The 25,305-nt window shown below is 72.2% G+C and carries 24 protein-coding genes and 1 pseudogene; 11 read left to right on the plus strand and 14 right to left on the minus strand.

What is annotated here, in order from left to right:
• Positions 1-261: 261 nt before the first annotated feature.
• Complete coding sequence (locus tag ACSMXW_RS25375; RefSeq protein WP_485799659.1) at positions 262-903, minus strand: TetR/AcrR family transcriptional regulator; 642 nt, start codon at positions 901-903, stop codon at positions 262-264.
• Positions 904-1,014: 111 nt separating this feature from the next.
• On the opposite strand from ACSMXW_RS25375, the gene ACSMXW_RS25380 reads away from it, so the two are divergent.
• Positions 1,015-2,739: an FAD-dependent monooxygenase gene (locus tag ACSMXW_RS25380; protein ID WP_485799661.1), complete on the plus strand. Its 1,725-nt coding sequence runs from the start codon at positions 1,015-1,017 to the stop codon at positions 2,737-2,739.
• 175 nt (positions 2,740-2,914) lie between these two features.
• Here ACSMXW_RS25380 and nagB read toward each other — a convergent pair whose 3' ends face one another.
• Entirely contained in the window at positions 2,915-3,700 is a 786-nt protein-coding gene (gene nagB / locus ACSMXW_RS25385; RefSeq protein ID WP_485808297.1) for a glucosamine-6-phosphate deaminase, read from the minus strand.
• 335 nt (positions 3,701-4,035) lie between these two features.
• Between nagB and ACSMXW_RS25390 the strand changes: the two are divergent.
• The 3 genes and pseudogenes from ACSMXW_RS25390 to ACSMXW_RS25400 form a co-directional block, all read left to right on the plus strand.
• Positions 4,036-4,185, plus strand: a pseudogene (locus tag ACSMXW_RS25390) (SIS domain-containing protein); the annotation flags it as partial.
• Positions 4,186-4,754: 569 nt separating this feature from the next.
• Positions 4,755-5,597, plus strand: a complete 843-nt coding sequence (locus tag ACSMXW_RS25395) for a pentapeptide repeat-containing protein (protein ID WP_485808299.1) — start codon at positions 4,755-4,757, stop codon at positions 5,595-5,597.
• 279 nt (positions 5,598-5,876) lie between these two features.
• Entirely contained in the window at positions 5,877-7,370 is a 1,494-nt protein-coding gene (locus ACSMXW_RS25400) for a sensor histidine kinase (protein WP_485799662.1), read from the plus strand.
• 386 nt (positions 7,371-7,756) lie between these two features.
• On the opposite strand, the gene ACSMXW_RS25405 is transcribed toward ACSMXW_RS25400, so the two are convergent.
• Together ACSMXW_RS25405 and ACSMXW_RS25410 are read right to left on the minus strand one after the other, a co-directional pair.
• On the minus strand, positions 7,757-8,014 hold the full coding sequence (locus tag ACSMXW_RS25405; protein WP_040248489.1) for a WhiB family transcriptional regulator: 258 nt from the start codon (positions 8,012-8,014) through the stop codon (positions 7,757-7,759).
• A gap of 319 nt (positions 8,015-8,333) precedes the next feature.
• The gene (locus tag ACSMXW_RS25410) at positions 8,334-9,302 is read right to left on the minus strand and encodes a diacylglycerol/lipid kinase family protein (protein WP_485799665.1); all 969 of its coding nucleotides are present in this window, start codon (positions 9,300-9,302) and stop codon (positions 8,334-8,336) included.
• A gap of 179 nt (positions 9,303-9,481) precedes the next feature.
• On the opposite strand from ACSMXW_RS25410, the gene ACSMXW_RS25415 reads away from it, so the two are divergent.
• Complete coding sequence (locus tag ACSMXW_RS25415) at positions 9,482-9,922, plus strand: hypothetical protein (RefSeq protein WP_485799667.1); 441 nt, start codon at positions 9,482-9,484, stop codon at positions 9,920-9,922.
• Positions 9,923-10,190: 268 nt separating this feature from the next.
• Here the strand turns inward: ACSMXW_RS25415 and ACSMXW_RS25420 are convergent, their stop codons facing one another.
• From ACSMXW_RS25420 to ACSMXW_RS25430, 3 genes are all read right to left on the minus strand, one after another.
• Entirely contained in the window at positions 10,191-11,471 is a 1,281-nt protein-coding gene (locus ACSMXW_RS25420) for an RNA polymerase sigma factor SigF (RefSeq protein ID WP_485808301.1), read from the minus strand.
• Between the two features lie 44 nt (positions 11,472-11,515).
• Positions 11,516-11,929, minus strand: coding sequence for an ATP-binding protein (locus ACSMXW_RS25425; protein WP_485799668.1), 414 nt, complete (start codon positions 11,927-11,929; stop codon positions 11,516-11,518).
• Positions 11,930-12,191: 262 nt separating this feature from the next.
• Positions 12,192-12,452, minus strand: coding sequence for a UBP-type zinc finger domain-containing protein (locus tag ACSMXW_RS25430; protein WP_485799670.1), 261 nt, complete (start codon positions 12,450-12,452; stop codon positions 12,192-12,194).
• 181 nt (positions 12,453-12,633) lie between these two features.
• Between ACSMXW_RS25430 and ACSMXW_RS25435 the strand changes: the two genes are divergently transcribed.
• Positions 12,634-14,229, plus strand: coding sequence for a Na+/H+ antiporter (locus tag ACSMXW_RS25435; RefSeq protein ID WP_485799672.1), 1,596 nt, complete (start codon positions 12,634-12,636; stop codon positions 14,227-14,229).
• Here ACSMXW_RS25435 and ACSMXW_RS25440 read toward each other — a convergent pair.
• A complete protein-coding gene (locus tag ACSMXW_RS25440) occupies positions 14,211-15,152 on the minus strand; it encodes a 1-aminocyclopropane-1-carboxylate deaminase/D-cysteine desulfhydrase (protein WP_485799674.1) in 942 nt (313 codons plus the stop codon). The genes ACSMXW_RS25435 and ACSMXW_RS25440 overlap by 19 nt on opposite strands.
• A complete protein-coding gene (locus ACSMXW_RS25445) occupies positions 15,149-15,382 on the minus strand; it encodes a hypothetical protein (protein WP_485799676.1) in 234 nt (77 codons plus the stop codon). The genes ACSMXW_RS25440 and ACSMXW_RS25445 overlap by 4 nt, the downstream gene beginning before the upstream one ends.
• A 476-nt stretch (positions 15,383-15,858) precedes the next feature.
• On the opposite strand from ACSMXW_RS25445, the gene ACSMXW_RS25450 reads away from it, so the two are divergent.
• The 3 genes from ACSMXW_RS25450 to ACSMXW_RS25460 all read left to right on the plus strand — a co-directional run bounded on the left by ACSMXW_RS25450 (position 15,859) and on the right by ACSMXW_RS25460 (position 19,275).
• Complete coding sequence (locus tag ACSMXW_RS25450; RefSeq protein WP_485799678.1) at positions 15,859-17,265, plus strand: family 2B encapsulin nanocompartment shell protein; 1,407 nt, start codon at positions 15,859-15,861, stop codon at positions 17,263-17,265.
• A 20-nt stretch (positions 17,266-17,285) separates the two neighbouring features.
• Entirely contained in the window at positions 17,286-18,560 is a 1,275-nt protein-coding gene (locus ACSMXW_RS25455; RefSeq protein ID WP_485799679.1) for a polyprenyl synthetase family protein, read from the plus strand.
• Between the two features lie 367 nt (positions 18,561-18,927).
• Positions 18,928-19,275, plus strand: coding sequence for a DUF952 domain-containing protein (locus tag ACSMXW_RS25460; RefSeq protein ID WP_485799681.1), 348 nt, complete (start codon positions 18,928-18,930; stop codon positions 19,273-19,275).
• Between the two features lie 105 nt (positions 19,276-19,380).
• On the opposite strand, the gene sodN is transcribed toward ACSMXW_RS25460, so the two are convergent.
• The gene (sodN, locus tag ACSMXW_RS25465) at positions 19,381-19,776 is read right to left on the minus strand and encodes a superoxide dismutase, Ni (RefSeq protein ID WP_485799683.1); all 396 of its coding nucleotides are present in this window, start codon (positions 19,774-19,776) and stop codon (positions 19,381-19,383) included.
• A 153-nt stretch (positions 19,777-19,929) separates the two neighbouring features.
• Here sodN and sodX point away from each other — a divergent pair, with 153 nt between their 5' ends.
• Positions 19,930-20,370: a nickel-type superoxide dismutase maturation protease gene (gene sodX / locus ACSMXW_RS25470; RefSeq protein WP_485799685.1), complete on the plus strand. Its 441-nt coding sequence runs from the start codon at positions 19,930-19,932 to the stop codon at positions 20,368-20,370.
• On the opposite strand, the gene ACSMXW_RS25475 is transcribed toward sodX, so the two are convergent.
• Positions 20,265-20,903 (minus strand): CGNR zinc finger domain-containing protein, encoded by a 639-nt coding sequence (locus ACSMXW_RS25475; protein WP_485799686.1) that lies wholly within the window; start codon positions 20,901-20,903, stop codon positions 20,265-20,267. The genes sodX and ACSMXW_RS25475 overlap by 106 nt on opposite strands.
• 96 nt (positions 20,904-20,999) lie before the next feature.
• Here ACSMXW_RS25475 and ACSMXW_RS25480 point away from each other — a divergent pair, with 96 nt between their 5' ends.
• Positions 21,000-21,761, plus strand: a complete 762-nt coding sequence (locus ACSMXW_RS25480) for a class I SAM-dependent methyltransferase (protein WP_485799688.1) — start codon at positions 21,000-21,002, stop codon at positions 21,759-21,761.
• Positions 21,762-22,088: 327 nt separating this feature from the next.
• Here ACSMXW_RS25480 and ACSMXW_RS25485 read toward each other — a convergent pair whose 3' ends face one another.
• The 3 genes from ACSMXW_RS25485 to ACSMXW_RS25495 all read right to left on the minus strand — a co-directional run bounded on the left by ACSMXW_RS25485 (position 22,089) and on the right by ACSMXW_RS25495 (position 25,050).
• Entirely contained in the window at positions 22,089-22,841 is a 753-nt protein-coding gene (locus ACSMXW_RS25485; protein WP_485808302.1) for an amino acid ABC transporter ATP-binding protein, read from the minus strand.
• Positions 22,842-22,888: 47 nt separating this feature from the next.
• A complete protein-coding gene (locus ACSMXW_RS25490) occupies positions 22,889-23,839 on the minus strand; it encodes an amino acid ABC transporter permease (RefSeq protein ID WP_485808304.1) in 951 nt (316 codons plus the stop codon).
• Between the two features lie 206 nt (positions 23,840-24,045).
• Complete coding sequence (locus ACSMXW_RS25495) at positions 24,046-25,050, minus strand: ABC transporter substrate-binding protein (RefSeq protein ID WP_485799690.1); 1,005 nt, start codon at positions 25,048-25,050, stop codon at positions 24,046-24,048.
• Between the last annotated feature and the right edge of the window lie 255 nt (positions 25,051-25,305).

The raw sequence follows: 25,305 nt of genomic DNA on the forward strand, positions 1-25,305 counted from the left end.
CGTCGGGTGGGTGGACGGGTGTGGGACCGGTCGGGGTTGGGCGGGGCGTTGATGGGGGGCTGCGCGGGAACCTCCACGGGTGGGTGGTCGGGTGTGAGGCCTCAGGGGCTGGGTGGGCCCGGATGAGGGGCGCGGGGAACTGCGCGGCAACCCCCTCCGGCAGGTGGCCGGGCAGCAGACCGCAAGGCGCTCGGCCCGACGCCCCGCCGCAGGCGCGTCATGGGGCGCGGCCCACGCAGCGGAGCTGCCCCCACAGCCGGCTCAGCGACGCCGCGGCAACTCCGCAAGCCCCTCAGCCAGCAGTGTGAACGCATGCTCGGCGTCCCGCACCGCCCCGGCATGACGCTCGTCGGCCGACTCCCCGTACGCCAGGCGCTGAGCGTTGTCCCGCGCCAGCGCCCACTGCACCGCGACGATCTGCACGGCCGCCAGCCGCGCCGTCAGCGGTGACGTGCCCGCCGTGTCGCACAGCGCCTCGGCGAGTGCCCGCTCCGCACCGGCCCTGAAGCGCTCCAGGCGGGCGACCAGCGGGGGATTGTCGAGGATCATCCGGTACAGCGCCCGCACCTCGGGCCGGTCGTTCAGACCCGTGATCGGGTCGCGCTCGCGCAGCCCCGTGAGGAAGTGCGCGCGCAGCGCCGCGAGCGGGGCGCTGCCCTCGGGCCGGCCCCGCACCACCCGGGCCGGCTCGTCCTCGTGGTCGGCGAAGCGGTGCACGACCAGGTCTTCCTTGCTGGGGAAGTACGCGAAGAGCGTGCGCTTCGAGACCTCCGCCGCCTCGGCGACCTGCGCCACGGACACCTGCGTGAAGCCGTGCTCGAGGAAGAGCGCGATCGCCGCCTCCGAGATCGCCGCATGCGTCCGCCGCTTCTTGCGTTCCCGCAGCCCTGGCTCGCCGTTCACCCCCGCAGGATAGCAGGAGGTAGCCTCGGGATAATTCTGCACCTGGTATATATTCGCACCGAGGCGACTGAAGGTCGGTCGGGCGCAGGAGCGCGGAAGTGGGAGCTGATCATGGCGACGGTGCACGAGACGGGACCCCGGACGGAGCCCGAGCCGCGGGCAGAGAGCGCGGTGGAGACGGAGGGCGCGGCGGAGGCAGAGGCCGAGGTGGTCGTGGTGGGCGCCGGCCCGACCGGCCTCACGCTCGCCCATGAACTGGCCCTGGCCGGTGTACGGACCCTCGTCCTGGAGCGTCTCCGGCGCCCCGTCGAGCAGGTGAAGGGCGGCGGGATCCAGCCGCGCACCGCCGAACTGCTGGAGTTCCGGGGGCTGCTGACGCCGGTGCTGCGCAGGTCCCTGCCGCGGGAGCCGGTGGGCGGCCACTTCGCGATGCTGCCGGTGCCGCTGGACTGCACGTCCTACCGGACCCGGCACCCGTACCCGGTGGCGGTCCCGCAGTGCGAGGTCGAGGAGGTGCTGGCGGAGCGCGCCGTCGCGCTCGGCGCCCGCATCCGGCGCGGCACCGAGGTCACCGCAGTGGACGCGTCCGGTCCGGGCGACGGTGTGACGGTCACCGCGGACGGCCTGCGGGTACGGGCGCGCTACCTGGTCGCGTGCGACGGCGGCAGGAGCACGGTGCGCAAGCTGCTCGGCCTGCCGTTCCCCGGCCGGGACGGCACCTATGTGGCGACGCTGGCCGACGTCCGGCTGTCCGCCGTGTCGCCCCTGGTACCCCAGCGCAACGGGCACATCAGCAGCCTCAGACGCGAGGCGGGCGGGTACTGGGCGATGCTGGTGCCGGTCGGCGGCGGACGGTACCGGTTCACCTTCGGGCGCGCGGGTGGTGCGGACGGCGCGGGGGGCGTAGACGGTGCGGGGGGTGCGGGAGTCACTGGTGGCGCGGGAGCCACTGGCGGCGCGGGCGCTGCCGACGGCGCGGCCGCCACCCGGGAGGGCTCGACGAGGCACGACTCGACCCGGGACGCCGCCACCCGGAACCCCCTCACCCGGGACGTCCCGGTCACGCACGACGAGATCGCGGCGGCGCTGCGGGCGGTGTACGGCGAGGAGACCGTGCTCGACGGCGTGGACAACGCCGGGCGGTTCACCGACGCCACCCGCCAGCTGGTCCGGTACCGCGAGGGGCGGGTGCTGTTCGCGGGGGACGCGGCGCACATCCACCCGCCGCTCGGCGGCCAGGGCCTCAACCTGGGCGTGCAGGACGCGTTCAACCTCGGCTGGAAGCTGGCCGCGGCCCTCCGGGGCCGGGCGCCGGACGGCCTGCTGGACAGCTACCACGCGGAGCGGCACCCGGTGGCGGCCCAGGTGCTGCACCACACCTCGGCGCAGCGCGTCCTCGCGGACCCGGCGCCGACCGAGGACGTCGCCGCGCTCCGCGACATCGTCACGGACCTGCTGCGGCTGCCGGACGCCAACCGCCACGTCGCGGGCCTGATGTCCGGGCTGTCACTCCGCTATGAACTGCCCGGCGAGCACCCCCTCACCGGGCACCGGGTGCCGGACCTCGACCTCGCCACCGGGGCCGGAGACACCCGGCTGTCGGCACTCCTCCGCACCGGGCGCCCGGTCCTGCTCGACCTGGCCGGCGTCGTCCCGCCCACCCTGAGCCTGCCGGCCGGCATCGACATGGTCCGCGCCACCAGCCCCGAGCCCCCCGCTGCCGCAGCGCTCCTCCTCAGGCCCGACGGCTACGTCTGCTGGGCCGCGGACGACACCGCGGAGTGCCGTCGCACGCTGCTTCCCGCGATACGCGAACACCTGACGACGGCGACTTGAGCGCCCGGCCGCGCCCCCGTGGGCGCACGCGTGCGTGATCGCGGCGGAGCCGTGCTGAAGGGGGCGCGGGGAACTGCGCGGGCACTCCCACCGGCCGGTGGTCAGGCGGAGGACCGCGAGGGGTCGGGCCTGGTGGCCCGCCGCGGGCGAGCCGGTCCGCCGAAGAGCGCGCCGATCACAACCCCTGCCAGTCGGGCTTGGCGGCAAACGTCTGACGGAAGTAGTCCGCGAGCTTCAACTCCGCCGCCGCGGCCTCGTCCACCACCACCGTGGCGTGCGGATGCAGCTGAAGCGCGGACGCCGGACAGACCGCCGCCACCGGCCCCTCCACGCTCGCCGCCACGGCCGCCGCCTTCCCCGCGCCCGTGGCGAGCAGCACCACATGCCGGGCCTTGAGGATCGTGCCGATGCCCTGGGTGATCACATGCCGCGGCACCTGTTCGACGTCGCCGTCGAAGAAGCGCGCGTTGTCGAGCCGGGTCTGCTCGGTCAGCGTCTTGATGCGGGTGCGGGACGCCAAGGACGAGCAGGGCTCGTTGAAGCCGATGTGGCCGTCCGTGCCGATGCCCAGGAGCTGGAGGTCGACCCCGCCGGCCTTCTCCAGCGTCTCCTCGTACGCGGCGCACGCCGCGGGGATGTCGGCGGCCCGGCCGTCCGGACCCATGAACGACTCGGGCCCGAGCCCCAGCGGCTCCAGCACCTGGCGCCCGAGCACCGAGCGGTAGGACTCGGGATGGTCCGCGGGCAGCCCCACGTACTCGTCGAGCTGCGCTATGCGCGCCCGGGAGGCGTCCACGGCACCGGAGCCGACCTTGGCCGCCAGCGCCTCGTAGACGGGCAGCGGTGTGGATCCTGTGGCGACGCCGAGCACGGCGTCGGGCTTGCGTCGGAGCAGCTGTGCCATGGCCTCGGCGATCAGCTCGCCGCCCACCTTGGCGTCCGGGACGATGACAACTTCCACGCTGGTCCTGCCGATCTGAAGAGTTCCCGACTCAGGGCGTATGCGCATGGACACGCATAGTGGACTAGACCAATCTAGCAGAGGGGTCTGGCGCTGCGCCGCCCCGTCCCGGGTAGTGAAACGGTCCCGGGGGGAGCGCAACGGGCTCCGGGGTGCGGACGGAGCCCGGGGAACGAGACGGAGCCAGGGGGTGCGAGACGGAAGGGAAGGCGCCCCCGTCCCGCACCGCCGCCGGACGCCGTGCGAACCGCTCGGGTCCGGGGTCACCCGGGGACCGCCCCGGGCCGGGGCCGGGGCCGCACCGAGCCGGAACATGGCCGGAGCCGGAACCGGAATTCGTGCTGCCGATGGAGGGAGTGGCGGAGGAGGTCCAGCCGATCCTGGAGATCGTTCCGCTCCAGCGGCTCGCCCACGAGGCGACCCTCGCCCGCGGCCGGGATCCGGACGCACCCCGCGCCCTGGCAAAGATCACAGAAACCTACTGAGCACCAGTACCCCGGCACCCCTATGGGGCGCGGGGAACTGCGCGAGCAGGCCCCACCGGCCGTTGGCCGGGCAGCAGACCGCGGGGGGCTGGGCGGACCCGGATCGGGGGTGCGGGGAACTGCGCGAGCAGGCCCCACCGGCCGTTGGCCGGGCACGAGACCGCGGGGGGCTGGGCGGACCCGGATCGGGGGTGCGGGGAACTGCGCGAGCAGGCCCCACCGGCCGTTGGCCGGGCACGAGACCGCGGGGGGCTGGGCGGACCCGGATCGGGGGCGCGGGGAACTGCGCGAGAACCCGCCACCGGCAGGTGGCCAGGCAGCAGACCGCAAGGGGCTCGTCCCGGCGGCCCGCGGCCCCCCGCCACGCTTCCGGACCGCAGCCCCACCGGCCGCCGGCCGGATGCGTGCGAGGATGCCGGAGCGCGGGCACCGGCCCGCGCCCGTCCGGCGCAGGAGGACAACGCACATTGGCCACGCACGACAGACGCACCGCACGGCACACCCACAGCGCGCACGCCGACAGCCCGCACACGAACACACCGCAGACATCCGCCCCCGACCGGTGCGCCCTGCGCGCCGACTGCTCCCGCTGCTTCGCCCTCTGCTGCGTGGCCCTCCCCTTCGGCGCCTCCGCCGACTTCGCCGTCGACAAGCCCGCCGGCCGCCCCTGCCACCACCTCCGGGACGACTTCCGCTGCGGCATCCACGCCCGGCTCCGCCCCAGCGGCTTCACCGGATGCACCGTCTTCGACTGCTTCGGGGCCGGCCAGAAGGTCTCACAGGTGACCTTCGGGGGCCGCGACTGGCGGCAGGACCCGGACACCGCACCCCGCATGTTCGAGGTCTTCCCCGTCATGCGGCAGCTCCACGAACTCCTCTGGTACCTCACCGAGGCCCTGACCCTGCCCCGCGCCCGCCCCCTCCACGCCGAACTGCGCCGGATGCTCGGCCGTACGGAACACCTCACCCTGAGCGGCCCGGACGAACTCACCCGGCTGGACGTCGCCGCGCACCGGGCCGAAGCGGCCGAACTGCTGCTGCGCGCCGGTGAGCGGGTACGGGCGGGAGTGCCCGGCCCCAGGCGGAACCACCGGGGCGCCGACCTCATGGGTGCCCGGCTGCGCGGCGCGGACCTGCGCGGCGCCGGCCTCCGCGGCGCCGTCCTCGTCGCCGCGGACCTCACCGGCGCCGATCTGACCGGGGCCGACCTCACCGGCGCCGACCTCCGGGACGCGGACCTGACCGGCGCCGACCTCTCCGGAGCCGTCTTCCTCACCCAGGCCGCCCTGAACGCCGCCAGAGGCGACCGCACCACCCGCATCCCGGCCGCCCTCACCCGCCCCGTCCACTGGTCGGCGCCCCACGACCGCCCCACAAGTACTCAACAACAACAAACATCTCCGAACGCATAGACACGGGAGAATGGTCTAGTCCACAATCGGCAGAGTCCTCCGTCCTTCCCGCACAGAAGGACGGACCGAGGAACCGGCGCTCTCTGCCCTGACTGCGCCGGCTCCTCCCTCGGCGGCCGGGACCGCACACCCGGCGGCCGATTCTGCTCGGGGCTGCGGTGCCTTGGTATCCCCTGCTCGTCGAGAGCTTGGGGGAGGGTTGAGGGTCCCTCCCAGGCGCCGCGGCCCGCGAGTGCCTGGCCCGCGGCGGTCCGCAGGCCGCCGGGTACGCTCGGCAGGGTGCCCTCCATGAACGATCTCGTACGCCAGCACACCGCCCTGTCCGAGAAGGACCTGGAGTGGCTGCACCTGCTGGTCTCGGAGTGGCAGCTCCTCTCCGACCTGTCCTTCGCCGACCTCGTCCTGTGGGTCCCCACCCGGGACGGCACGCGCTATGTCTCCGTCGCGCAGATGCGCCCCAACACCGGACCCACCTCGTACCAGGACGACATGGTCGGCCACCTCGTGCCGCGCGGCCGCCGTCCCATGCTGGACATCGCCCACGACGAGGCGAGGATCGTGCGCGAGGGGGACCCCGAGTGGCGCGAGGAGGTGCCCGTCAGGGTCGAGTCGATCCCGGTCAGCCGGGACGGTCGGGTGCTCGGCGTGATCGCCCGCAACACCAACCTGCTCACCGTCCGCACCCCCTCCCGCCTCGAACTCACCTACCTGCAGAGTGCGTCCGACCTGGCCCAGATGATCGCCGCCGGCGCGTTCCCGTTCCCCGACCAGCAGGTCGACATGGACGCCTCACCGCGGGTCGGCGACGGCCTCATCCGGCTGGACGCCGAGGGCTTCGTGCAGTACGCCTCGCCCAACGCACTCTCCGCGTACCACCGCCTCGGCCTCGCCGCCGACCTCGTCGGTCACCACCTCGGCAGGACCACCGCGGAACTCGCCCCCTCGCACGGCCCCGTCGACGAGGCGTTGGCCAAGGTCGCCAGCGGCTGGGCGCCGCGGGAGTTCGAGGTGGAGGGCGAGGAGTGCGTGATCCAGGGCCGCGCCATCCCGCTGAAGCCCAAGGGGCCCCGGATCGGTTCCCTGGTGCTGCTGCGCGACGTGACGGAACTGCGCCGCCGGGAGCGGGAGCTGATCACCAAGGACGCCACCATCCGGGAGATCCACCACCGGGTGAAGAACAACCTCCAGACGGTGGCGGCCCTGCTGCGGTTGCAGGCCCGCCGGATCGGCTCGGACGCCGGCCGGGAGGCCCTGGAGGAGGCGGTGCGGCGGGTCGGCTCGATCGCCATCGTGCACGAGACGCTGTCCCAGACCCTGGACGAGCGCGTGGAGTTCGACGAGATCGCCGACCGGGTGCTCGCCATGGTCGCCGAGATCGCCCCGGGCAAGGTCACCGGACGGCGCGCCGGGCGCTTCGGCATCCTGGAGGCGGAGGTCGCCACCCCGCTCTCCATGGTGCTCACCGAGCTGCTGCAGAACGCCCTGGAGCACGGCTTCCGCACCGGCGAGCACGGCACCGTCGAGGTCTCCGCGGTGCGCGGCGGCTCGCCGAAGGAGGCTCGCCTGCTGGTCACCGTGCAGGACGACGGTGTCGGTCTCCCGGACGGCTTCGACCCCAAGCAAGGGGGGAACCTGGGCCTGCAGATCGTCCGCACCCTGGTCGAGGGCGAGCTGAACGGCTCGTTCGACATGCTCCCCGCCCCGGACCGCGGCACCCAGGTCCTCCTGGACATCCCCGTCCGAGCAGAGAAACCCTCCACGCCTTCCCGCTGAGCCACCCCGGGCCACCCAGGGGCGTGGGGCTGTTGCATCGTGCGGCTCCGCCGCGTGGGCGCGAACGGGTCCCACCGGCCGGTGGGTGAGGACTGGACCGCAAGGGGCTGGGCCCGGTGGCCCGCCGCAGGCGCGTCCTGGCTGGGCGTACAGTTCCCCGCGCCCCTTCAGGGCGCAGGGCGCCCCCCCAACCGGCAGGTGGCCGGGCACAGGGCGACCGGAAACAGGAAGGCCCCGGACCGGTGGGTCCGGGGCCTTCCTGATCATGTCTTCGGTGGTACTGCGCGCTGCTGCTCGGGGGCGGGGGATGCATACTCGCTCGTGACGAGTTGTGCCGTAGGGGGCACATGCGCCGCCGGGCTCAGGCTCGTGCGGGGGCGTGGGCGTCAGGCGCTGGCCTGACGTGCCCGGTTGCGGGCGGCGCGGCGCTTCATTGCGCGGCGCTCGTCCTCGCTGAGGCCACCCCAGACGCCGGAGTCCTGGCCGGACTCAAGCGCCCACTGCAGACACTGCTCGACAACGGGGCAGCGACGGCAGACGGCCTTGGCTTCCTCGATCTGCAGCAGCGCAGGACCGGTGTTGCCGATGGGGAAGAACAGCTCGGGGTCTTCCTCGCGGCAAACGGCGTTGTGACGCCAGTCCATGGCTGCTACCTCTCTTGCGTCTTCATAACGTGCGGGGCTTGTGAATGTGAACGCTTTCACGAATCCCCCGCCAAGGGAAGGGCCAGCTACCGGTTCCCCGGTATTGGTCCTGAGATGTGAGGAGGGGATCCGGCGCTCCCTGGGGCCGCTGGTGCGGGCCTCCCGAGCGCCACGTAGAGATTCGCAAACCTCGGCGGCGGATACAACCCCTTCCGGAAAGTTTTTTTTGATTCCTCGGTGTCGACTCGGTCACAGCCGTACTTCCATGGGGTGGAAGATGGGCTAAACGTTCGAGTGAAAGGACTTTGAGCCCTTCGACTCACACAATCACACGCAGTGCACGGCGTACGCCTGTGAACGTCACGCTCGTACGCAGTCCCAGGTGGTCTCCGTCCATCTGAAGGGGGAGTGGCACCTTCGAATGCAAGGTGAAGTCCGTGAGGTCGTGCAGCGACACCGCATGCTTGCCCCGCGGCCCCCGCTCGGGCGACGAAGTGAGCAGTTGGGTGCCGTACCGGGTCACCGCGGCGGGCGTCAGACGCTTCAGTCCGAGCACGTCGAGGCCGGTGTCGAAGGACGCCCGCGGGGAGGCGTACACCGGGCGATTGCCCAGGTAGGTCCAGGGTGCGGTGTTGCAGACTATGGACAGCACGAGGTCGTGCACGGGGTCGGAGCCGGGCCGCTCCAGGGTGATGGTGCCGTGCCTGCGGTTGGGGTCCTCCAGGAAGTGCCGCAGGAGCTGGCGGATATAGAGCGCGTGGGTCGAGCGCTTGCCGCGCTCCCGCTGCTGTTCGACTCGGCCGACCACTCCTGCGTCGAAGCCGAGGCCCGCGCAGAAGGTGAACCATCGGGGTGGCGCGGCCTCGTCGGCGGTGCGCGCCGTGCCTGCCGCGAGACCGAGCCCCACGGTCCGCTCGCTGCCCCGGCGCAGCGCGTCCAGCAGCGCGCCGGTCGCCTCCACGACGTGGTTGGGCAGCCCGAGCGCGCGCGCGAACACATTGGTGGAGCCGCCGGGCACCACGGCGAGGCGGGGCAGCCGGTCCGGGTCGGGGCCGTGGTGCAGCAGACCGTTGACGACCTCGTTGACGGTGCCGTCGCCGCCCAGGGCGACCACCAGGTCGACGTCATCGCGTTCGGCGGCCTGCCGCCCCAGGTCCCGGGCGTGCCCGCGGTACTCGGTGGTGACGGCGTCGAGCTTCATCTCGCTCGCCAGTGCATGGGTGAGGACGTCCCGTGTGCGCGCACTCGTGGTGGTTGCCGCCGGATTGACCACGAGAAGAGCACGCATGCGCAGCAGGGTACCCACCGGGCGGTAACCGGCCCAGTCCGAGGGCCGCGCCCAGTCCGCGCCGGGGCGGCGGACGGCGCCGACGCACCGCGACGCGGTACGGGGCCGGCCGGCCCGGGCCCCGGCCCGGTGCGCCGCCCGCGGACGGTCCGGGCGCCCGCCGGGGCTACTCTGCTGGGGTGACCTCTGAGCAGACCCCCGCACCGCAGACACGCCAGGACGAGCCCCGCCCGGGGCGGCTGACGCTGGCCGCCGCGCTGGCCGGCCTGGAGGGCGTCGCGCTGGTGGTCGCCGGTGCCTATCTGCTGGTGATGGGCGTCGCGGGGGACCCGGACGACCGCCGGCAGGCGGTGACGGCCGGGATCACGCTGCTGGTGCTCGCGCTGCTGCCGCTCCTCGCCGCCCGCGGACTGCTGCTGCGCCGCCGGTGGAGCCGGGGGCCCGCGGTCATCACGCAGGTTCTGGCGCTGCCGGTGGCGTGGAACCTCCTGCAGGCCGACAGCCTGCTGATCCCGGGCGGGATCGTGCTCGCGGTGGTCGCGGTGACGGCACTCGTCCTGCTGGTGAATCCGGCCACCACGAAGGCCCTGGGCATCCGCGGCCCGGGCGACCTTTCCTGAACTCGGGGCTTCCCCCGGGTTTCCCAGGGGCGCGGGGAACCGCGCGGCAAGCCGCCACCGACCGGTGGTCAGGTAAGAGGACCGACCGGTGGCCAGGAAAGAGACCGGAAGCGGCTGGGGCCGGTGGCCCGCCGCCAGGCGCGTGGTGGCCGTCCACCACTGTCTGGAGGGCTTTCCCACTGCCTCAAAGCCGGGGAGGTACCCCCAGAGGTGCCCCGGCAGCTCCCCGCGCCCCTTGGGGGACCGGCACAGGGGAACCCCCCAAGTGCTACTCCTCCACCAGCAGCTTCTCGCGCAGCTGCGCCAACGTCCTGGCGAGCAGCCGGGACACATGCATCTGTGAGATGCCGACTTCCTGCGCGATCTGCGACTGGGTCATGTTGCCGAAGAAGCGCAGCAGAAGAATCCGCTTCTCGCGCGGCGGCAGATCCTCCAGCAGCGGCTTCAGCGACTCGCGGTACTCGACGCCCTCCAGGGCCTCGTCCTCCGCGCCCAGGGTGTCGGCGACCGCCGGCGACTCGTCGTCGGTGTCGGGCACGTCCAGCGAGAGCGTGGAGTAGGCGTTCGCCGACTCCAGGCCCTCCAGGACCTCCTCCTCCGAGATGCTCAGCTTCTCGGCCAGCTCGTGCACCGTGGGGGAGCGGCCGTGCAGCTGGGAGAGCTCCGCGGTGGCCGTCGTCAGCGCCAGCCGCAGCTCCTGGAGCCGGCGCGGCACCCGCACCGCCCAGCCCTTGTCGCGGAAGTGCCGCTTGATCTCGCCGACGACCGTGGGGGTGGCGTAGGTGGAGAACTCCACGCCGCGGTCCGGGTCGAAGCGGTCGACGGACTTGATCAGGCCGATGGTGGCGACCTGCGTAAGGTCGTCCAGCGGCTCGCCGCGGTTGCGGAAGCGGCGCGCCAGGTGCTCGACGAGCGGCAGGTGCATCCGCACCAGCTGGTTGCGCAGCTCCGCGTACTCGGGTGTGCCGGCGGGCAGCGAGCGCAGCTCGACGAAGAGCGCCCGGGCACCGCTCCGGTCCTGCGGGTCGTGCGACGCGGGACGGCTGTGCGCCGGAGGGGTCTCCTGGGCGCGCCGCGGCTCGGCCGCCCCGGGCGCCGACTGCGCCTGGGCCGGCTGCCGGGCAGCCTGCTGCTCTTCTGCTTCCTGCACCTGGTGGGTCCGTTCCGTGTCCCGCTCGGTGCCCGCGCCCTGCCGGGCGCCTCGCCCGTGCTCGCTCATGTGTCCCGCCCTCCCCCGGCTGCCTCCCCCGGCTGCCGCTGGGGGTGCCCCCAGAGCTGCCCCGAGGTCGCCGCCTCGTCCGGCCGGTGCATCGCGCTCGTCCTTGTCGCTCGGCTCTGTCTGCCCGGGCCGCCCCGGGGCGGCGGCCGGGGGGACGTCCTGGGGGTGCGGCCGTGCCTGCTGCTCCGGGATGCCGCTCGGCGCGCCCTGCGTCCCGTGGCCGCCGGTGGCTCCGTCGCCGCCCGTGCCGGTGCGGCCGTGGCGTCCTGGAGAGGTCCGCCCGGTGGCCCCGGTGGCGTCCGCGCTCCCGGCGGGGGAGTGCTGTGTGATGTTCTTGCCGCGCCCTTCGTCCCGCACCGGCCCTTCCCCGTTCCTCACGCCGGCCCGGGTCCCGCGCCGCGCTGTTTGTAGAGGCTGATCGAGACGGTGTTGTCCTTGGCGACCGAGGAGTCCACCTTTCCGGCCAGGGCCGAGAGCACCGTCCAGGCGAAGGTGTCGCGCTCCGGGGCGCGGCCGTCGGTGGTCGGGGCGGACACCGTCACCTCCAAGGAGTCGTCGATAAGCCGGAAGACGCAGCTCAGCACGGAACCGGACACGGCCTGCTGAAGCAGGATCGCGCAGGCCTCGTCCACGGCGATGCGCAGATCCTCGATCTCGTCGAGGGTGAAGTCCAAACGCGCCGCGAGGCCGGCCGTGGCCGTCCGCAGCACCGACAGGTAGGCACCCGCAGCGGGGAGCCGGACTTCCACGAAGTCCTGGGTCCCGGGCTCGCCTGCGATCTCGGACACCCTCACCTCCAAGGTGGTACAAGCTCTTTCGGCCCGGGAGACGTGTCCCGGGCATCGCGATACGTGGTTCAGCGGTGACGCTATCGCGCGCCTGGGTGGCACGTCTCGGGACCCCAGCCCCTTCCTGTCACTCATAGTAAACCTACGGGTACACTCCGTGGCTAGGGGTGTGCGGGGCCCAATTGGGAAGAGCGCGCGCCGGGTTGACGTACCCATGCGCCGGGCGGTCGAATCGTGACGGCGCGCCCCCGCGGAGACCTGGTCATACAAGGACGTTGTCCACGAAGCACCAGCGCCAGGCCTCGCCCGGCTCGTAGCTCCGCATCACAGGGTGTCCGGTCTGCTTGTAGTGCTCGGTGCCGTGCTGCAGGGGTGAGGAGTCGCAGCATCCGACGTGACCGCACTCCAGACAGAGCCGCAATTGCACCGGGTGGGTGCCGGCGGCCAGGCACTCCAGGCAGGTTTCGCTCTGCGGCGCCGGCTCGGTCTCCGGCAGCGCCGCGAGGTGCGAGCACTCTTTCATCGGTTATCTCTCCGTTGCGCCCATTGGTCCTCAGAATAGCCAGGTTACGATGCCTGACCTGGGCCTGCCGCCTAGATCGGAAACCCGGGCCGCAGGCGCACCGGGTGGCGCACGGGTCGTCACGGTTCGTAGGGACGCGAGGAACCACGATGCGCGCCGCGGAAGGAGACGGGCGGAGCCGATGGACGCACTGCCTCTGCTGTTGCTGGTCGCGGGCGGTGCGGCCGTCGCCGGCGCGGCACGCCGGCTGCCCGTCCCCGCGCCGCTGCTGCTCGTAGCGGCGGGGCTCGCGGTCTCCTATGTGCCCGGCGTGCCCGGCTACACGCTCGATCCGCACATCGTCCTCCCGCTGCTGCTGCCGCCGCTGCTCTACACGGCGGCGACCGACAGTTCGTACCTGGACCTGCGCGCCCAGCTGAGGCCCATCGCGCTCCTGTCGGTGGGGTACGTGCTGTTCGCGACGCTCGCGGTCGGCTGGATCGCCTACCAGATAGTGCCGGACCTGCCGCTGACCTCGGCCCTGGTGCTGGGTGCCGTGGTCGCGCCGCCGGACGCGGTGGCCGCGACCACGATCGCCCGCCGCGTCGGGCTGCCGTCCAGGATCGTCACCATCCTCCAGGGCGAGTCCCTGGTGAACGACGCGACCGCGATCACCGCCTACAAGGTGGCCGTCGCCGCCGCCGTCGGCGAGGGCGCGAGCTGGGCCGGCGGACTGCGCGAGTTCGCCCTGGCCGCGGTGGGCGGCGTCGGCATCGGCCTGCTGCTGATGGTGCCGCTGCACTGGCTGCGCACCCACCTGCGGGAGGCCCTGCTCCAGAACACCCTTTCACTGCTGATCCCGTTCGTCGCCTACGGCGTGGCCGAGCAGGCGGGTGCCTCCGGGGTGCTCGCGGTGGTGGTCGTCGCGCTCTACCTGGGCCACCGCGCCTGGCAGGTCGACTTCGCGACCAGGCTCCAGGAGGAGGCCGTCTGGCGGATGGTCGCGTTCATCCTGGAGACGGCCGTCTTCGCGCTCATCGGGCTCCAGCTCGCCGTGGTGGTCCGCGGGCTCGGCCCGTACTCCGGCGCGCGTGCCGCGTGGTACGCGCTCGGGGTGTTCCTGGTGGTGGTCGCGGCCCGCTTCGTCTGGCTGTTCCCCGCCACCTTCGTGCCGCGGCTGCTCTTCCGGCGCATCAGGGAGCGGGAGCCGAACCCCACCTGGCGCGCTCCGGTGGTGATCGGCTGGGCGGGCATGCGCGGAGTGGTGTCCATGGCGATCGCCTTCTCCATCCCCGAGACCCTGCACGACGGACGGCCCTTCCCGGCCCGCAACCTGGTGCTCTTCCTGACCTTCATCACGGTCATCGGCACCCTCGTCATCCAGGGGCTGACGCTGCCCAAGCTCATCCGGCTCCTCCGGCTGCCGGGCCGTGACGAGCACGAGCAGACCCTCGCGGAGGCGCAGGCCCAGGCCCAGGCCTCCCAGGCGGCCGAGCAGCGGCTGGGCGAACTCCTCGCCGACGAGCGCAACGCCCTGCCCGGGCCGCTGGCCGACCGGCTGCGCGCGGTGCTGGAGCGCCGTCGCAACGCCGTGTGGGAGCGGCTCGGCGCCGTCAATCCGGTCACCGGCGAGAACGCGGACGACACCTACCGGCGGCTGGCCAGGAAGATGATCGAGACCGAGCGGCAGGTCTTCGTACGGCTGCGGGACGCCCGCTACATCGACGACGAGATGCTGCGCACCCTGCTGCGCAGGCTCGACCTGGAGGAGGCGGCGGCCTACCGCGAGGCCGACTGAGCCGCCGCCCCGCCCACGCCCGGCGCGGACGCGGGGAACGGCGTGCCGGTGATGACGGCGGCGACCGTGGTGCCCGGGGTGAACGCGCCTTCCTCGGTGAGGGTGAGAAGTCCGTAGAGCATCTTGGCGACATAGAGACGCTCTATCCGCAGCCCGTGCCGGGCGTGCCGGGCCTCGAAGTCCTCGGCGAACGCGTCGAGTTCCGGGGCGGTGCGGGCGTAGCCGCCGAAGTGGAAGCGCTCGTCGAGCCACCAGGAGCCGCGGGGGCCGCCGAAGGCCGCCTGTTGCAGGGCGCGTATCTCGTCGCCGAGGAAGCCGCCCTTGAGTATCGGCACCCCCAGCGCGCGCTGCCGGGCGTCCAGGCCGGCCACCAGGCCGGCGAGGGTGCCGCCGGTGCCGCAGGCGACCGCCGCCACGTCGGCGCGGCCGCGCAGCTCCGCGCCGAGCGCGGCGCAGCCCCGTACGGCGCGGGCATTGCTGCCGCCCTCGGGCAGGACGCAGGCGTCCTCGGCGCCGGCCTCGGAGAGGAGCGCGGCCACCACCTCGGGCTGTCTCTTGCGGCGATATGTCGTCCTGTCGACGAAGCGCAGCCGCATGCCGTCGGCCGCGCACCGCGCCAGCGAGGGGTTGAGCGGGCGGTCGGCCAGCTCCTGGCCGCGCACGAACCCGAGGGTCGGCACGCCGAGGAGCCGCCCGGCCGCGGCGGTGGCACGCAGGTGGTTCGAGTAGGCGCCGCCGAACGTGGCCAGGGTGCGGCCCCCGGCCGCCGCCAGGTTCGGCGCCAGCTTCCGCCATTTGTTGCCGACCAGGTCGGGGTGGATCAGGTCGTCCCGCTTGAGCAGGAGGCGGACGCCGTGGCGCGCGAAGCGCTCGTCGTCGACCGGGTCGAGCGGCGACGGCAGCCTCGGGCGGGGTGGTGTCATCGGCGCAGGAAGGCGTCGCCGTTCGCCGCGATGTGTCCTTCGAGGGCCTGCAGGGCCTGCTGGGTGGCCGCGTGCGAGCCGTCGCCGCGGTGTTCCGCGTAGTAGGCGGCGCCGAGCCTCCTCAGCAGGTCGTTTCCGGTGCGCTGGGCCTGCACCTCGTCGAGCCGCTGCTTGCCCTGATTGATGCCGCGCTGGGCCTGTTCCCTCGCGCGGTCCAGGAAGCCTGCCATGGGATTCTCCTGTGTCGGTGGGTGCGGAGCATGCAGAAAATCAGCAAGCCTGCGAGAGCCTGACCTGCGGACTCCCGTCTTGGTGGACCGGACCGGGCGCCGTGCCGGTGGGATGACGGAAAAGCCGGACATTTCCTGGAGTCGCTTATCGAAGGATCGTACGACTTTCCACAAGGAGAACGATCGAACGTATTCCTTGGTTCCTCCGGCGCACCCGCCCGGGTGACGCCGTGATGTGCTCGCGCGGTCGCCCGACGGATCGTTGCAGCTCAGGTGGTGCAGGCCGGTGGTGTGCACCGGTGCAACGGGTGCCCTGGGCGGCGCACGGGATGCCTTCACGCGCCGGGTAACCGCCGGAAACCCGGTCCCATTGCCCGGTTCTCGGTGATCCAATCCCGCTCGTTTGTGTAATGGCTAGGCGTCCCCCGCGCTGCAAGGCTGGCCCGTGCAGATCAGTTCATCGGGAGGGCATTTTTATGTCAGTAGGCGAAGACACCCCCACGCAGGGGCCGAAGCCGCAGCAGAGCCTCGGCACCTCGGCCGCGCGCAATCTGGCCACCACCACCAAGTCGGCGCCCCAGATGCAGGAGATCAGCTCGCGCTGGCTGCTGCACATGCTGCCGTGGGTGAATGTGCAGGGCGGCACGTACCGGGTGAACCGCCGGCTCACCTACGCCGTGGGAGACGGCCGGATCACCTTTGTGAAGACGGGGGACCAGGTCCAGGTCGTCCCGGCCGAGCTGGGCGAGCTGCCCGCGCTCCGGAGCTTCGCGGACCAGGACGTGCTCGGCGAGCTGGCCCAGCGCTGCCGTCAGCGCGAGGTGGCCGCGGGAGAGGTGCTGGCCTCCTTCGGCAACCGCGCCGACACGGTGCTCCTGCTCGCGCACGGCAGGATCGAGAAGGTCGGCCCGGGTCCCTACGGGTCCGACGCGGTCCTCGGCGTCCTCGCCGACGGCGCCTACCTCGGTGACCAGGCCCTGGTCGACGCGGACGCCATCTGGGAGTACACGGCCCGCGCGGTCACCGCCTGCACCGTCCTGGAACTGCCGCGCACCGAATTGGAACAGGTCGCCGAGCGTTCGTCCTCCCTCGCGGCGCATCTGGAGCAGGTCCGCACGACACCCGCGCAGGCGGCCAACAAATACGGTGAGCGGGCCATCGACCTCTCCGCGGGCCATGTCGGCGAGGCCGACCTGCCCACCACCTTTGTCGACTACGAAGCGGCCCCCCGTGAGTACGAGCTGAGCGTCGCCCAGACCGTGCTGCGTGTGCACACGCGGGTGGCCGATCTCTACAACCAGCCGATGAACCAGACCGAGCAGCAGTTGCGCCTGACCATCGAGGCGCTGAAGGAGCGCCAGGAGCACGAACTCATCAACAACAAGGACTTCGGCCTGCTGAACAACTGCGAGTACGACCAGCGCATCCAGCCGCACGACGGCGCCCCCACCCCCGACGACATGGACGAGCTCCTCAGCCGCAGGCGCGGCTCGAAGCTCTTCCTCGCCCACCCCCGCGCCATCGCCGCCTTCGGCCGCGAGTGCAACAGGCGCGGCCTCGTCCCCGAGACCATCGACATGGGCGGCCACCGCATCCCCACCTGGCGCGGCGTCCCGCTCTTCCCCTGTAACAAGATCCCGATCAGCGAGGCCAGGACCACCTCCATCATCTGCATGCGTACCGGCGAGAGCGACCAGGGCGTGATCGGCCTGCACGCGACCGGCCTTCAGGACGAGGTCGAGCCGAGCCTGTCCGTGCGCTTCATGGGCATCGACGAGCAGGCGATCATCTCCTATCTGGTGACGACGTACTACTCGGCGGCCGTGCTGGTCCCGGACGCCCTGGGAGTCCTGGAGAACGTCGAGATCGGCCGCTGGCAGTGAAGGCCCGCACACCCGGCGCCATGCCCCCGCCCACCCGGGCGGGGGCCCCGACCGGCGCCCAGGACGCTCCCGGGACCGCTCTCGACCGGGACGCCCAGGACGCCGAGGAGCTGCTGGCGGCCGCCCGAGCGGCGGTCGACCCCGAGCTGCACCGCGCCATCGGCTCGCTCCCGCCGGCCATGCGCAGGATCGCCCTCCACCACTTCGGCTGGGAGAGCGCGCCGTCCCCGGCACCCGAGCGGCCCACGGCGAACGGCACGCCGGGTACGGGGGGTGCCCCGGGCGCCCCGACCGCGCCGGGCACACCGGGGCAGGGCGGGCACCACGCCGGGCAGGACGGGCGTCAGGCCGGGCAGGACCGGCGGCAGGCGGGGCAGGACGGGCGCCAGACGGGGCAGGCCGCCGTCGCCGCGGCGAAGAGCAGTCCCGCCGGCAAGGCCATGAGGCCCGCGCTCGTGTTCGCGGCGACGAGCGCGCTCGGCGGACACCCGTCCGTGGCCGCACGCGCCGCCGCGGCCGTGGAACTGGTGCACAACTTCACACTGCTGCACGACGACGTCATGGACCGTGACACCACCCGCAGGCACCGCCCCACCGCCTGGACCGTCTTCGGCGTCCCCGACGCCATCCTCGCCGGCGACGCCCTCCAGGCCCTCGCCCAGCGACTGCTCGCCGAGGACCCGCACCCGGCGGCGCCGATCGCGGCCGCCCGGCTCGCCTCGTGTGTCGTGGAGCTGTGCGAGGGGCAGCAGGCGGACACCGCCCTGGAGCGGCGGGGCCCCGAGGAGGTCACCCTCGAGGAGAGCCTGACGATGGCCGAGGCCAAGACGGGCGCCCTGCTCGGCTGCGCCTGCGCCCTGGGCGCGCTCTACGCCGGGGCGGACGCGGAGGACGTGGCGGCGCTGGATGCCTTCGGGCGGCAGGCCGGCCTCGCCTTCCAGCTGATCGACGACGTGATCGGCATCTGGGGCGACCCGAGGCGCACCGGCAAGCCGGCCGGCGCCGATCTGATATCCCGTAAGAAGTCCCTGCCCGTGGTCGCCGCCCTCACTTCGGGCACACCCGCCGCCGCGGAACTCGCCGAGCTGTACGCCGCCCCGGCCACCCATGCCACCACGGACCTGGAGCGCACCGTGCAGGCCGTCGAGCGGGCCGGCGGCCGCGACTGGGCGCAGGCACACGCCGCCGACCGGATGGCACGCGCCGTACAGCACCTCTCCCGAGCGGTCCCGGACCCCGCGGCGGCGGGCGGGCTCCTGGCCCTCGCGGAGTTCGTCACCCGTCGCACCGCGTGAGGGGGCCTTGGCCGCATCCCCGCCGGGCGGAGGTACTTTCGGTGACCCATGCCGTCCCGCGGGGTCACCGGGGTCGCCCCGGCGACCGCCCGGCGAGCAGGCCCTCCGGGGCCCTCCGGAGCCGGAACGTCTAGGGGGTTTCTGATGGATCTCCGTGGGAGAAGGAGCGGCTCCCCCACTGCCTCAAGGGCGTGGGAGGTGCCCCCAGTGCGTGCTCTGGGGGTGCCCCCTGCTCGAAGAGCTTGGGGGAGTGCCGGGTGCAAGTCCTCGTACTGGGCGTACGTGGGCTTGTGCCCGGTGCGGCGAGAGCATGTGCCGGGCGTCGCGACGCCACGGAGATCCATCAGAAACCCCCTAGCGTGCTCGCATGACCGAGCTGCTGCACATCACCGAACGGGCCCTGTGGGAGGCCGCGCGGGAGCGCGGGGTGTACGAGATGTCCACACGCGGCCGCACCCTGCGTGACCAGGGCTTCATCCACTGTTCCCTGCGGCACCAACTGACACCCGTGGCCCGGGCCCTGTACGGCGATCCGCCGGACCGGAGCGACCTCGTGGTCCTGGTCATCGACGCCGACAGGCTCACGGCCCCGCTCCGCCACGAGCCGGCCGAGCCCGGCGGCGAGGCCTACCCGCACATCTACGGGCCGTTGCCGGTGGATGCGGTGGTGGCACTGGAGCCGTGGCCGCCGAGCCCGGATCCGCAGGGCGACTGACAGCCGCTGGACAGCCGCCGGACAGCAGAATGCCGGGGTCTGCGCGTGTGCGCACGCCCCGGCATTCGCGTCAGACGAGCATGACCCGGCAGGTGTCCACCGGCGTCAGGCCTTCTTCGTCTCCCAGAAGATCTTGTCGATCTGGGCGATGTAGTCCAGGGCCTTCTGACCCGTCGCCGGGTCGGTGGAGCCCTTGGCCGTGGAGAGGGCCTTGAGGGTGTCGTTGACGAGCTGGTGCAGCTCCGGGTACTTCTCGAAGTGCGGCGGCTTGAAGTAGTCGCTCCAGAGCACCGAGACGTGGTGCTTGGCCAGCTCCGCGCGCTGTTCCTTGATGACGGTTGCGCGGGTCTGGTAGTGCGGGTCGTCGTTCGCGGCCATCTTCTCCTGGATGGCCTTCACCGACTCCGCCTCGATGCGGGCCTGGGCCGGGTCGTAGACGCCGCAGGGCAGGTCACAGTGGGCGCTGACCCTGACCTTGGGCGCAAACAGGCGGGAGAGCATATAGCTGTCCTTCCTCGTGATCGTCTTCTCAGGTGGGACATTACTCCGTAGGAGACGTGTTTTCTCGAGTGCCCCCAGGGGCTTAGGACAAAAGTCCGGGGTGAAACTGGGGCACGTGGAGGATGGCCGAGGATCGGACCGGGAGGTTTGCTGATGCCGGAGACAGCGGAGGGGCGGGAGGTCCGGGCGCTGTTCGGGGTCGCCGAGGTGGAGGGGCCCTCCATGGTGCCGACCCTGTACCAGGGGGACCAGGTGCTCGTCCGGTACGGCGCTCGGGTGAGGCCCGGCCATGTGGTGGTGCTGCGCCACCCGCTCCAGCAGAACCTGCTGATCGTCAAGCGGGCGGTGCAGCGTCGCGACGGCGGGTGGTGGGTGCTCGCGGACAATCCGGGCGCCGGCGCGGACAGCACCGTCTACGGGGTGGTGCCCGACGAGCTGATCCTCGGCCGGGTGCTCGGGCGCTACCGGCCGCGCGCCAGGGACCGTGGTCAGCGGCCGCTGGCCGGTGCGGTCGTGTGGGCGCTCTCCGCCGTGCGCCCGGTGTTCTCCGCGTGGCCCGCCCGGCTCGCCTCCTGGCGTTTGCGGGCGCGGTAGGCCGCGACGTTCGCACGGGTCGCGCAGCGGTCGGAGCAGTACCGCCGCGACCGGTTGGTGGACGTGTCGAGGTAGGCGTTGCGGCACGGTACGGCCTGGCAGATGCCCAGTCGGTCCGCGCCGTGCTCGGTGAGGTGGAAGGCGAGCCCCATGGCGGCGATCGCCGCATAGCCCGCGGTCGCGTTCGACGGATGGTCGGCCAGGTGCATGTGCCAGCGCGGATGGCCCTCCTCGTCGAGGAAGTCGTGCCCGGAGATCTGCGGGCTGACCGGGAACTCCATCAGCAGCGAGTTCAGCAGGTCGACGGCGAGCGTGGCATCCCCGCCGTCCGCCGCCTCGAAGACCCCGCGCAGCCGGGCCCGTACCGAGCGGAAGCGGGTCACGTCGGCGTCCGTGGCCCGGCGTGCCGCGGACTGGTTCTCGCCGAACAGCTCCCGCACCGCGTCCACGGAGGTCAGCGCGTCCTTGCCGCGGTCCGGCTGCTCGCTGTTGACCAGCCGTACGGCGTAGTCCGAGTAATAGGCCAGTTCCACTTGTAATCCTTACCGAGTGCCGTCTAGTGTCAGCGTCGAAGCAAGTAACGGCTGCCGACCCTTCGAGGGTATTACGCAGTAGGTGGAGGCATCCCCATGACGGAAACGACGACCGAGCCCGACTGGCACGCCTGGCAGCAGAGCTGGGACAGGCAGCAGGAGTGGTACATGCCGGACCGCGAGGAGCGGTTCCGGGTGATGCTCGACATGGTGGAGGCCCTGGTCGGCCCCGCGCCCCGGGTGCTGGACCTGGCGTGCGGCACGGGCAGCATCACGGCCCGGCTGCTCCGCAGGTTCCCGGCGGCGACCAGTGTCGGCGTCGACCTCGACCCGGCGCTGCTGACCATCGCCGAGGGCACCTTCGCCGGGGACGAACGGGTCTCCTTCCTCACCGCCGACCTCAAGGACCCCGCCTGGGCGGACCGGCTGCCGCACTCCTCGTACGACGCCGTGCTCACCGCCACCGCCCTGCACTGGATGGACAGCGGACCGCTCGCCGCGCTCTACGGCCGGCTCGCCGGGCTGGTCCGGGAGGGCGGCGTCTTCATGAACGCCGACCACATGCCCGACCCGGCCACGCCCCGGATCAACGCCGCCGAGCGCGCCCACCGGCACGCCGCGATGGACCGCGCCAAGGAGGCCGGCGCGCTGGACTGGGCCGACTGGTGGGCCCTCGCCGCCGAGGACCCGGTGCTGGCGGCGCCGACCGCCCGGCGCTTCGAGATCTACGGCGAACACGCGGAGGGCGAGACGTTGCCGGCGGAGTGGCACGCCCGCGTGCTGCGGGAGAGCGGCTTCGCGGAGGCGCGCACGGTGTGGAGTTCCCCCTCCGACGCGCTGGTGCTCGCGCTGCGGTGAGGGCCGGCGGCCGGCCCGGCTTCCGGCTCGCGGCCGGGGCGGCAGAGGCCGCCCCTTCCGGAGGTCGCGACACGGCGGTTTCGTCGTGGCTGGCCGCCCCCCACCGCGTGGCTGGCCGCCCCCACCGCGTGGCTCGCCGCTCCCCCACCGCCGTGAAGACGCGGGAGGACTCCCGCCCCCGCGCCCCTTCGAGCGGGGCCGCGCCCCGGTCAGGGCGCGCGGGCAACCGCGCGCGCAACCACTCGCTGCCGGTGATCCGGCCACCACAGAACACCCCCATCGGGACGGTGGTGGCAGCCGGGGCCGGACGGCCGACCCGCCGTCCGGCTACAGCACCTTCGACAGGAACGACTGGGTCCGCTCATGCCGCGGATTGGTCAGCACATCGCGGGGATGCCCGGACTCGACGACCACGCCGCCGTCCATGAACACCAGTGAGTCGCCGACCTCGCGCGCGAACCCCATCTCATGGGTGACGACGATCATCGTCATGCCGCTCTCGGCGAGGTCCCGCATCACGTCGAGCACGTCGCCGACCAGCTCGGGGTCGAGTGCCGAGGTCGGCTCGTCGAAGAGCATCAGCTTCGGGTCCATGGCCAGCGCCCGGGCGATGGCGACCCGCTGCTGCTGGCCGCCGGAGAGCTGGGAGGGGTAGCTGGCCGCCTTGTCGGCGAGCCCCACCCGTTCCAGCAGCCGGCCCGCACGCTCCCGCGCCTCCGCCTTGCTCACGCCCTTGACCTGGACCGGCGCCTCCATGACGTTCTCGACGGCGGTCATGTGCGGGAAGAGGTTGAAGCGCTGGAAGACCATGCCGATGTCCCGGCGCTTGCGGGCCACCTCGTGGTCCCGCAGCTCGTAGAGCCGGTCGCCCTGCTGCCGGTAGCCGACCAGCTCCCCGTCCACGTACAGCCGCCCGGCGTTGATCTTCTCCAGGTGGTTGATGCAGCGCAGGAAGGTCGACTTGCCCGAGCCGGAGGGGCCGATCAGGCAGAACACCTCGCCGGCGGCCACCTCCAGGTCGATGCCCTTGAGCACCTCCAGGCTGCCGAACGACTTGTGCACGCCCTCGGCCTTGACCATCGCGGGGGCCGCCGCGGCCTTCGCCCCGCCCTTCTCCATCGCGGTCTTCATCCCAGGGCCCCCTTCGGACGGCCGAGTGACAGCATGTTGGCGCGTATCCGCTGCCAGGGTGTGGCCGGCAGGCTGCGGCTGGAGCCGCGGGCGTAGTAGCGCTCTATGTAGTACTGGCCGATGCTGAGGACCGAGGTCATCACCAGGTACCAGGCGGCGGCCAGGAAGAGCATCTCGACCGGGGCGCCGGAGGTCTGGCCGATGTCCTGGGCGTACCGCAGCAACTCGTAGTACTGCACCGCGGAGACCAGCGAGGTCGTCTTGAGCATGTTGATGACCTCGTTGCCCGTGGGCGGCACGATCACCCGCATCGCCTGCGGGATCACGATGCGGCGCAGGGTCTTGCCGTGGCTCATGCCCAGCGCGTGTGCGGCCTCCGTCTGGCCCTCGTCGACGGAGAGCAGGCCCGCACGGCAGATTTCGGCCATGTACGCGGCCTCGTTGAGGCCGAGGCCCAGCAGCGCCGTCAGGAACGGCGTCATGAAGTCGGACCAGTAGTTCTTGTAGACGGGTCCGAGGTTGATGTACTCGAAGACCAGGCCCAGGTTGAACCAGACGAAGAGCTGGACGAGGACCGGCGTGCCGCGGAAGAACCAGATGTAGAACCATGCGATGGACGACGTCACAGGGTTCCGCGACAGCCGCATGATCGCGAGCACGATGCCGCCGACGACACCGATCAGCATGGACAGCAGGGTCAGCAGGAGGGTCTGCCCGGCGCCCTTGAGGATGCGGTGGTCGAAGAAGTAGTCGGGCACCGCGCCCCAGTTGATCTTCCCCTGGGCGAAGGCGTAGACGATCGCCACCAGGACGGCGATGGCGACGAGAGCGGCGACGTAGCGCCCGTAGTGGCGGACCGGGATGGCCCTGATGGCCTGCGGATGTGCCGTTCGCTCCGCCGCCGGCGCGGGTGCCGCGGGCTCCTTGTCGACGGGTTGCCCGGTCACCGGCTCACCGGCGCGCGGTTCCTCGGCCGCGGGCTCCGTGGCCGCCGGCTCCTTGGCCGCGGACTCCTTGGCGGTCGGCTCCTTGGCCGCGGACTCCTTGGCGGTCGGCGCTTCCTCGGGGGCGCCGCCCGTCCTGTCGATGTCATCTGACACGGGGGTTGCCTTTCACTCCTGCCGGAGTCTGCGCGACGCTGGGCGCCGGATGGTCACTTGCCGCCGTTGATGGTGGCCTGCTTCACGGCGCCTTCCTGCACCTTCCAGCGAGCGATGATCTTGCCGTAGGTGCCGTCCTTGATGAGCTGGTCCATGGCGGCCTTCAGGGCGTCCCGGAGCTGCGGGTTCGACTTGGCCACGGCGATACCGTACGGCGCCGCCTTCACCTGGTCGCCGACCATTTCGAAGTCCTTGCCGCCCCCGGAGGTCTGGACCGCGTACGCGGCCACCGGGTAGTCCGAGGAGGCGGCGTCCGCGCCGCCGGAGCGCAGCCGGGTCTGGGCCTGCTGGTCGTTGTCGAAGGCCTCGATGGTGAGCTTCTTGCCGGCCGGGCACTTCTTCGCCTGCTCCTTGGCGAGGTCGTCCGAGACCGTGCCGCGTTCCACCGTGACCTTCTTGCCGCACAGGTCGTCCCAGGTCTTGATGCCCTGCGTCTTGCCCTTGGGGGTGAAGATCGAGACACCGGCGTTGAAGTAGTCGACGAAGTCGACGCCCTCGCCGACCTTCTTGCCGGTGTCGGCGTCGATGCCGTTCTGCCGGTCCTTGGTGTCCGTCATGGCCGACATGGCGACGTCGTACCGCTTGGAGCGCAGGCCGGTGAGGAGCGAGTCGAACGTGCCGTTCTCGAACTCGAACTTCACCCCGAGGACGTTACCGAGGGCGGCCGCCAGGTCCGGGTCGATCCCCGCGGTGTTGCCCTTGTCGTCCTTGAACTCGACCGGCGCGTAGGCGATATCGGATCCTACCTTGATGACGCCTTTGTCCCGGATGTCCTTGGGTAGCTTGTCGGCCAGTGGTGCGCTGGACGCCCCCTTGCCTCCGCCGGAGGCGGCCCCCGTGCCCTTGTCCTTCGTCTGGTCGCCGCACCCGGCGACCAGCAGGGCGCCGGCGACCACGAGCGCGCCGACCGCAGCCGTCCGTGACTTCGCGCGGCCCAGGGACATACCGGACGTCTTGGCGCCCGTAGCGGTCGTACGACGGATGGGGCTGGCGGTCATGGTGATGTCCTCCGGCGTGATGGGGTGCTGCCGATGGTCGTCGTTGTGCACATACCATCGGGTGTCGCGACCACGTGTGATTACCGCATCTTGCCATTCGGACTGGCGCGTTCTGTGTGCCCCCCATGTCAAAATCGGATAACGGGTGATCCCCACAACCCCCGGCGGGGGGCCCGGCAGGGCCCGGCCTTTTACGGGGCCGAGACCTTCGACCCGAAGAATCTCCGCCGTACCACGGCTGTGGACGGACGCTCC

This window comes from Streptomyces sp. DSM 116793 (genome assembly GCF_057320905.1).

Bases quoted from the DNA above. Each gene is read 5' to 3' on its own strand.
- ACSMXW_RS25380 (WP_485799661.1), top strand. From the start codon at position 1,015: ATGGCGACGGTGCACGAGACGGGACCCCGGACGGAGCCCGAGCCGCGG.
- ACSMXW_RS25405 (WP_040248489.1), bottom strand. From the start codon at position 8,014: ATGGACTGGCGTCACAACGCCGTTTGCCGCGAGGAAGACCCCGAGCTG.
- ACSMXW_RS25410 (WP_485799665.1), bottom strand. From the start codon at position 9,302: ATGCGTGCTCTTCTCGTGGTCAATCCGGCGGCAACCACCACGAGTGCG.
- ACSMXW_RS25430 (WP_485799670.1), bottom strand. From the start codon at position 12,452: ATGAAAGAGTGCTCGCACCTCGCGGCGCTGCCGGAGACCGAGCCGGCG.
- ACSMXW_RS25435 (WP_485799672.1), top strand. From the start codon at position 12,634: ATGGACGCACTGCCTCTGCTGTTGCTGGTCGCGGGCGGTGCGGCCGTC.
- ACSMXW_RS25440 (WP_485799674.1), bottom strand. From the start codon at position 15,152: ATGACACCACCCCGCCCGAGGCTGCCGTCGCCGCTCGACCCGGTCGAC.
- ACSMXW_RS25445 (WP_485799676.1), bottom strand. From the start codon at position 15,382: ATGGCAGGCTTCCTGGACCGCGCGAGGGAACAGGCCCAGCGCGGCATC.
- ACSMXW_RS25450 (WP_485799678.1), top strand. From the start codon at position 15,859: ATGTCAGTAGGCGAAGACACCCCCACGCAGGGGCCGAAGCCGCAGCAG.
- ACSMXW_RS25455 (WP_485799679.1), top strand. From the start codon at position 17,286: ATGCCCCCGCCCACCCGGGCGGGGGCCCCGACCGGCGCCCAGGACGCT.
- ACSMXW_RS25460 (WP_485799681.1), top strand. From the start codon at position 18,928: ATGACCGAGCTGCTGCACATCACCGAACGGGCCCTGTGGGAGGCCGCG.
- sodN (WP_485799683.1), bottom strand. From the start codon at position 19,776: ATGCTCTCCCGCCTGTTTGCGCCCAAGGTCAGGGTCAGCGCCCACTGT.
- sodX (WP_485799685.1), top strand. From the start codon at position 19,930: ATGCCGGAGACAGCGGAGGGGCGGGAGGTCCGGGCGCTGTTCGGGGTC.
- ACSMXW_RS25480 (WP_485799688.1), top strand. From the start codon at position 21,000: ATGACGGAAACGACGACCGAGCCCGACTGGCACGCCTGGCAGCAGAGC.
- ACSMXW_RS25485 (WP_485808302.1), bottom strand. From the start codon at position 22,841: ATGGTCAAGGCCGAGGGCGTGCACAAGTCGTTCGGCAGCCTGGAGGTG.
- ACSMXW_RS25495 (WP_485799690.1), bottom strand. From the start codon at position 25,050: ATGACCGCCAGCCCCATCCGTCGTACGACCGCTACGGGCGCCAAGACG.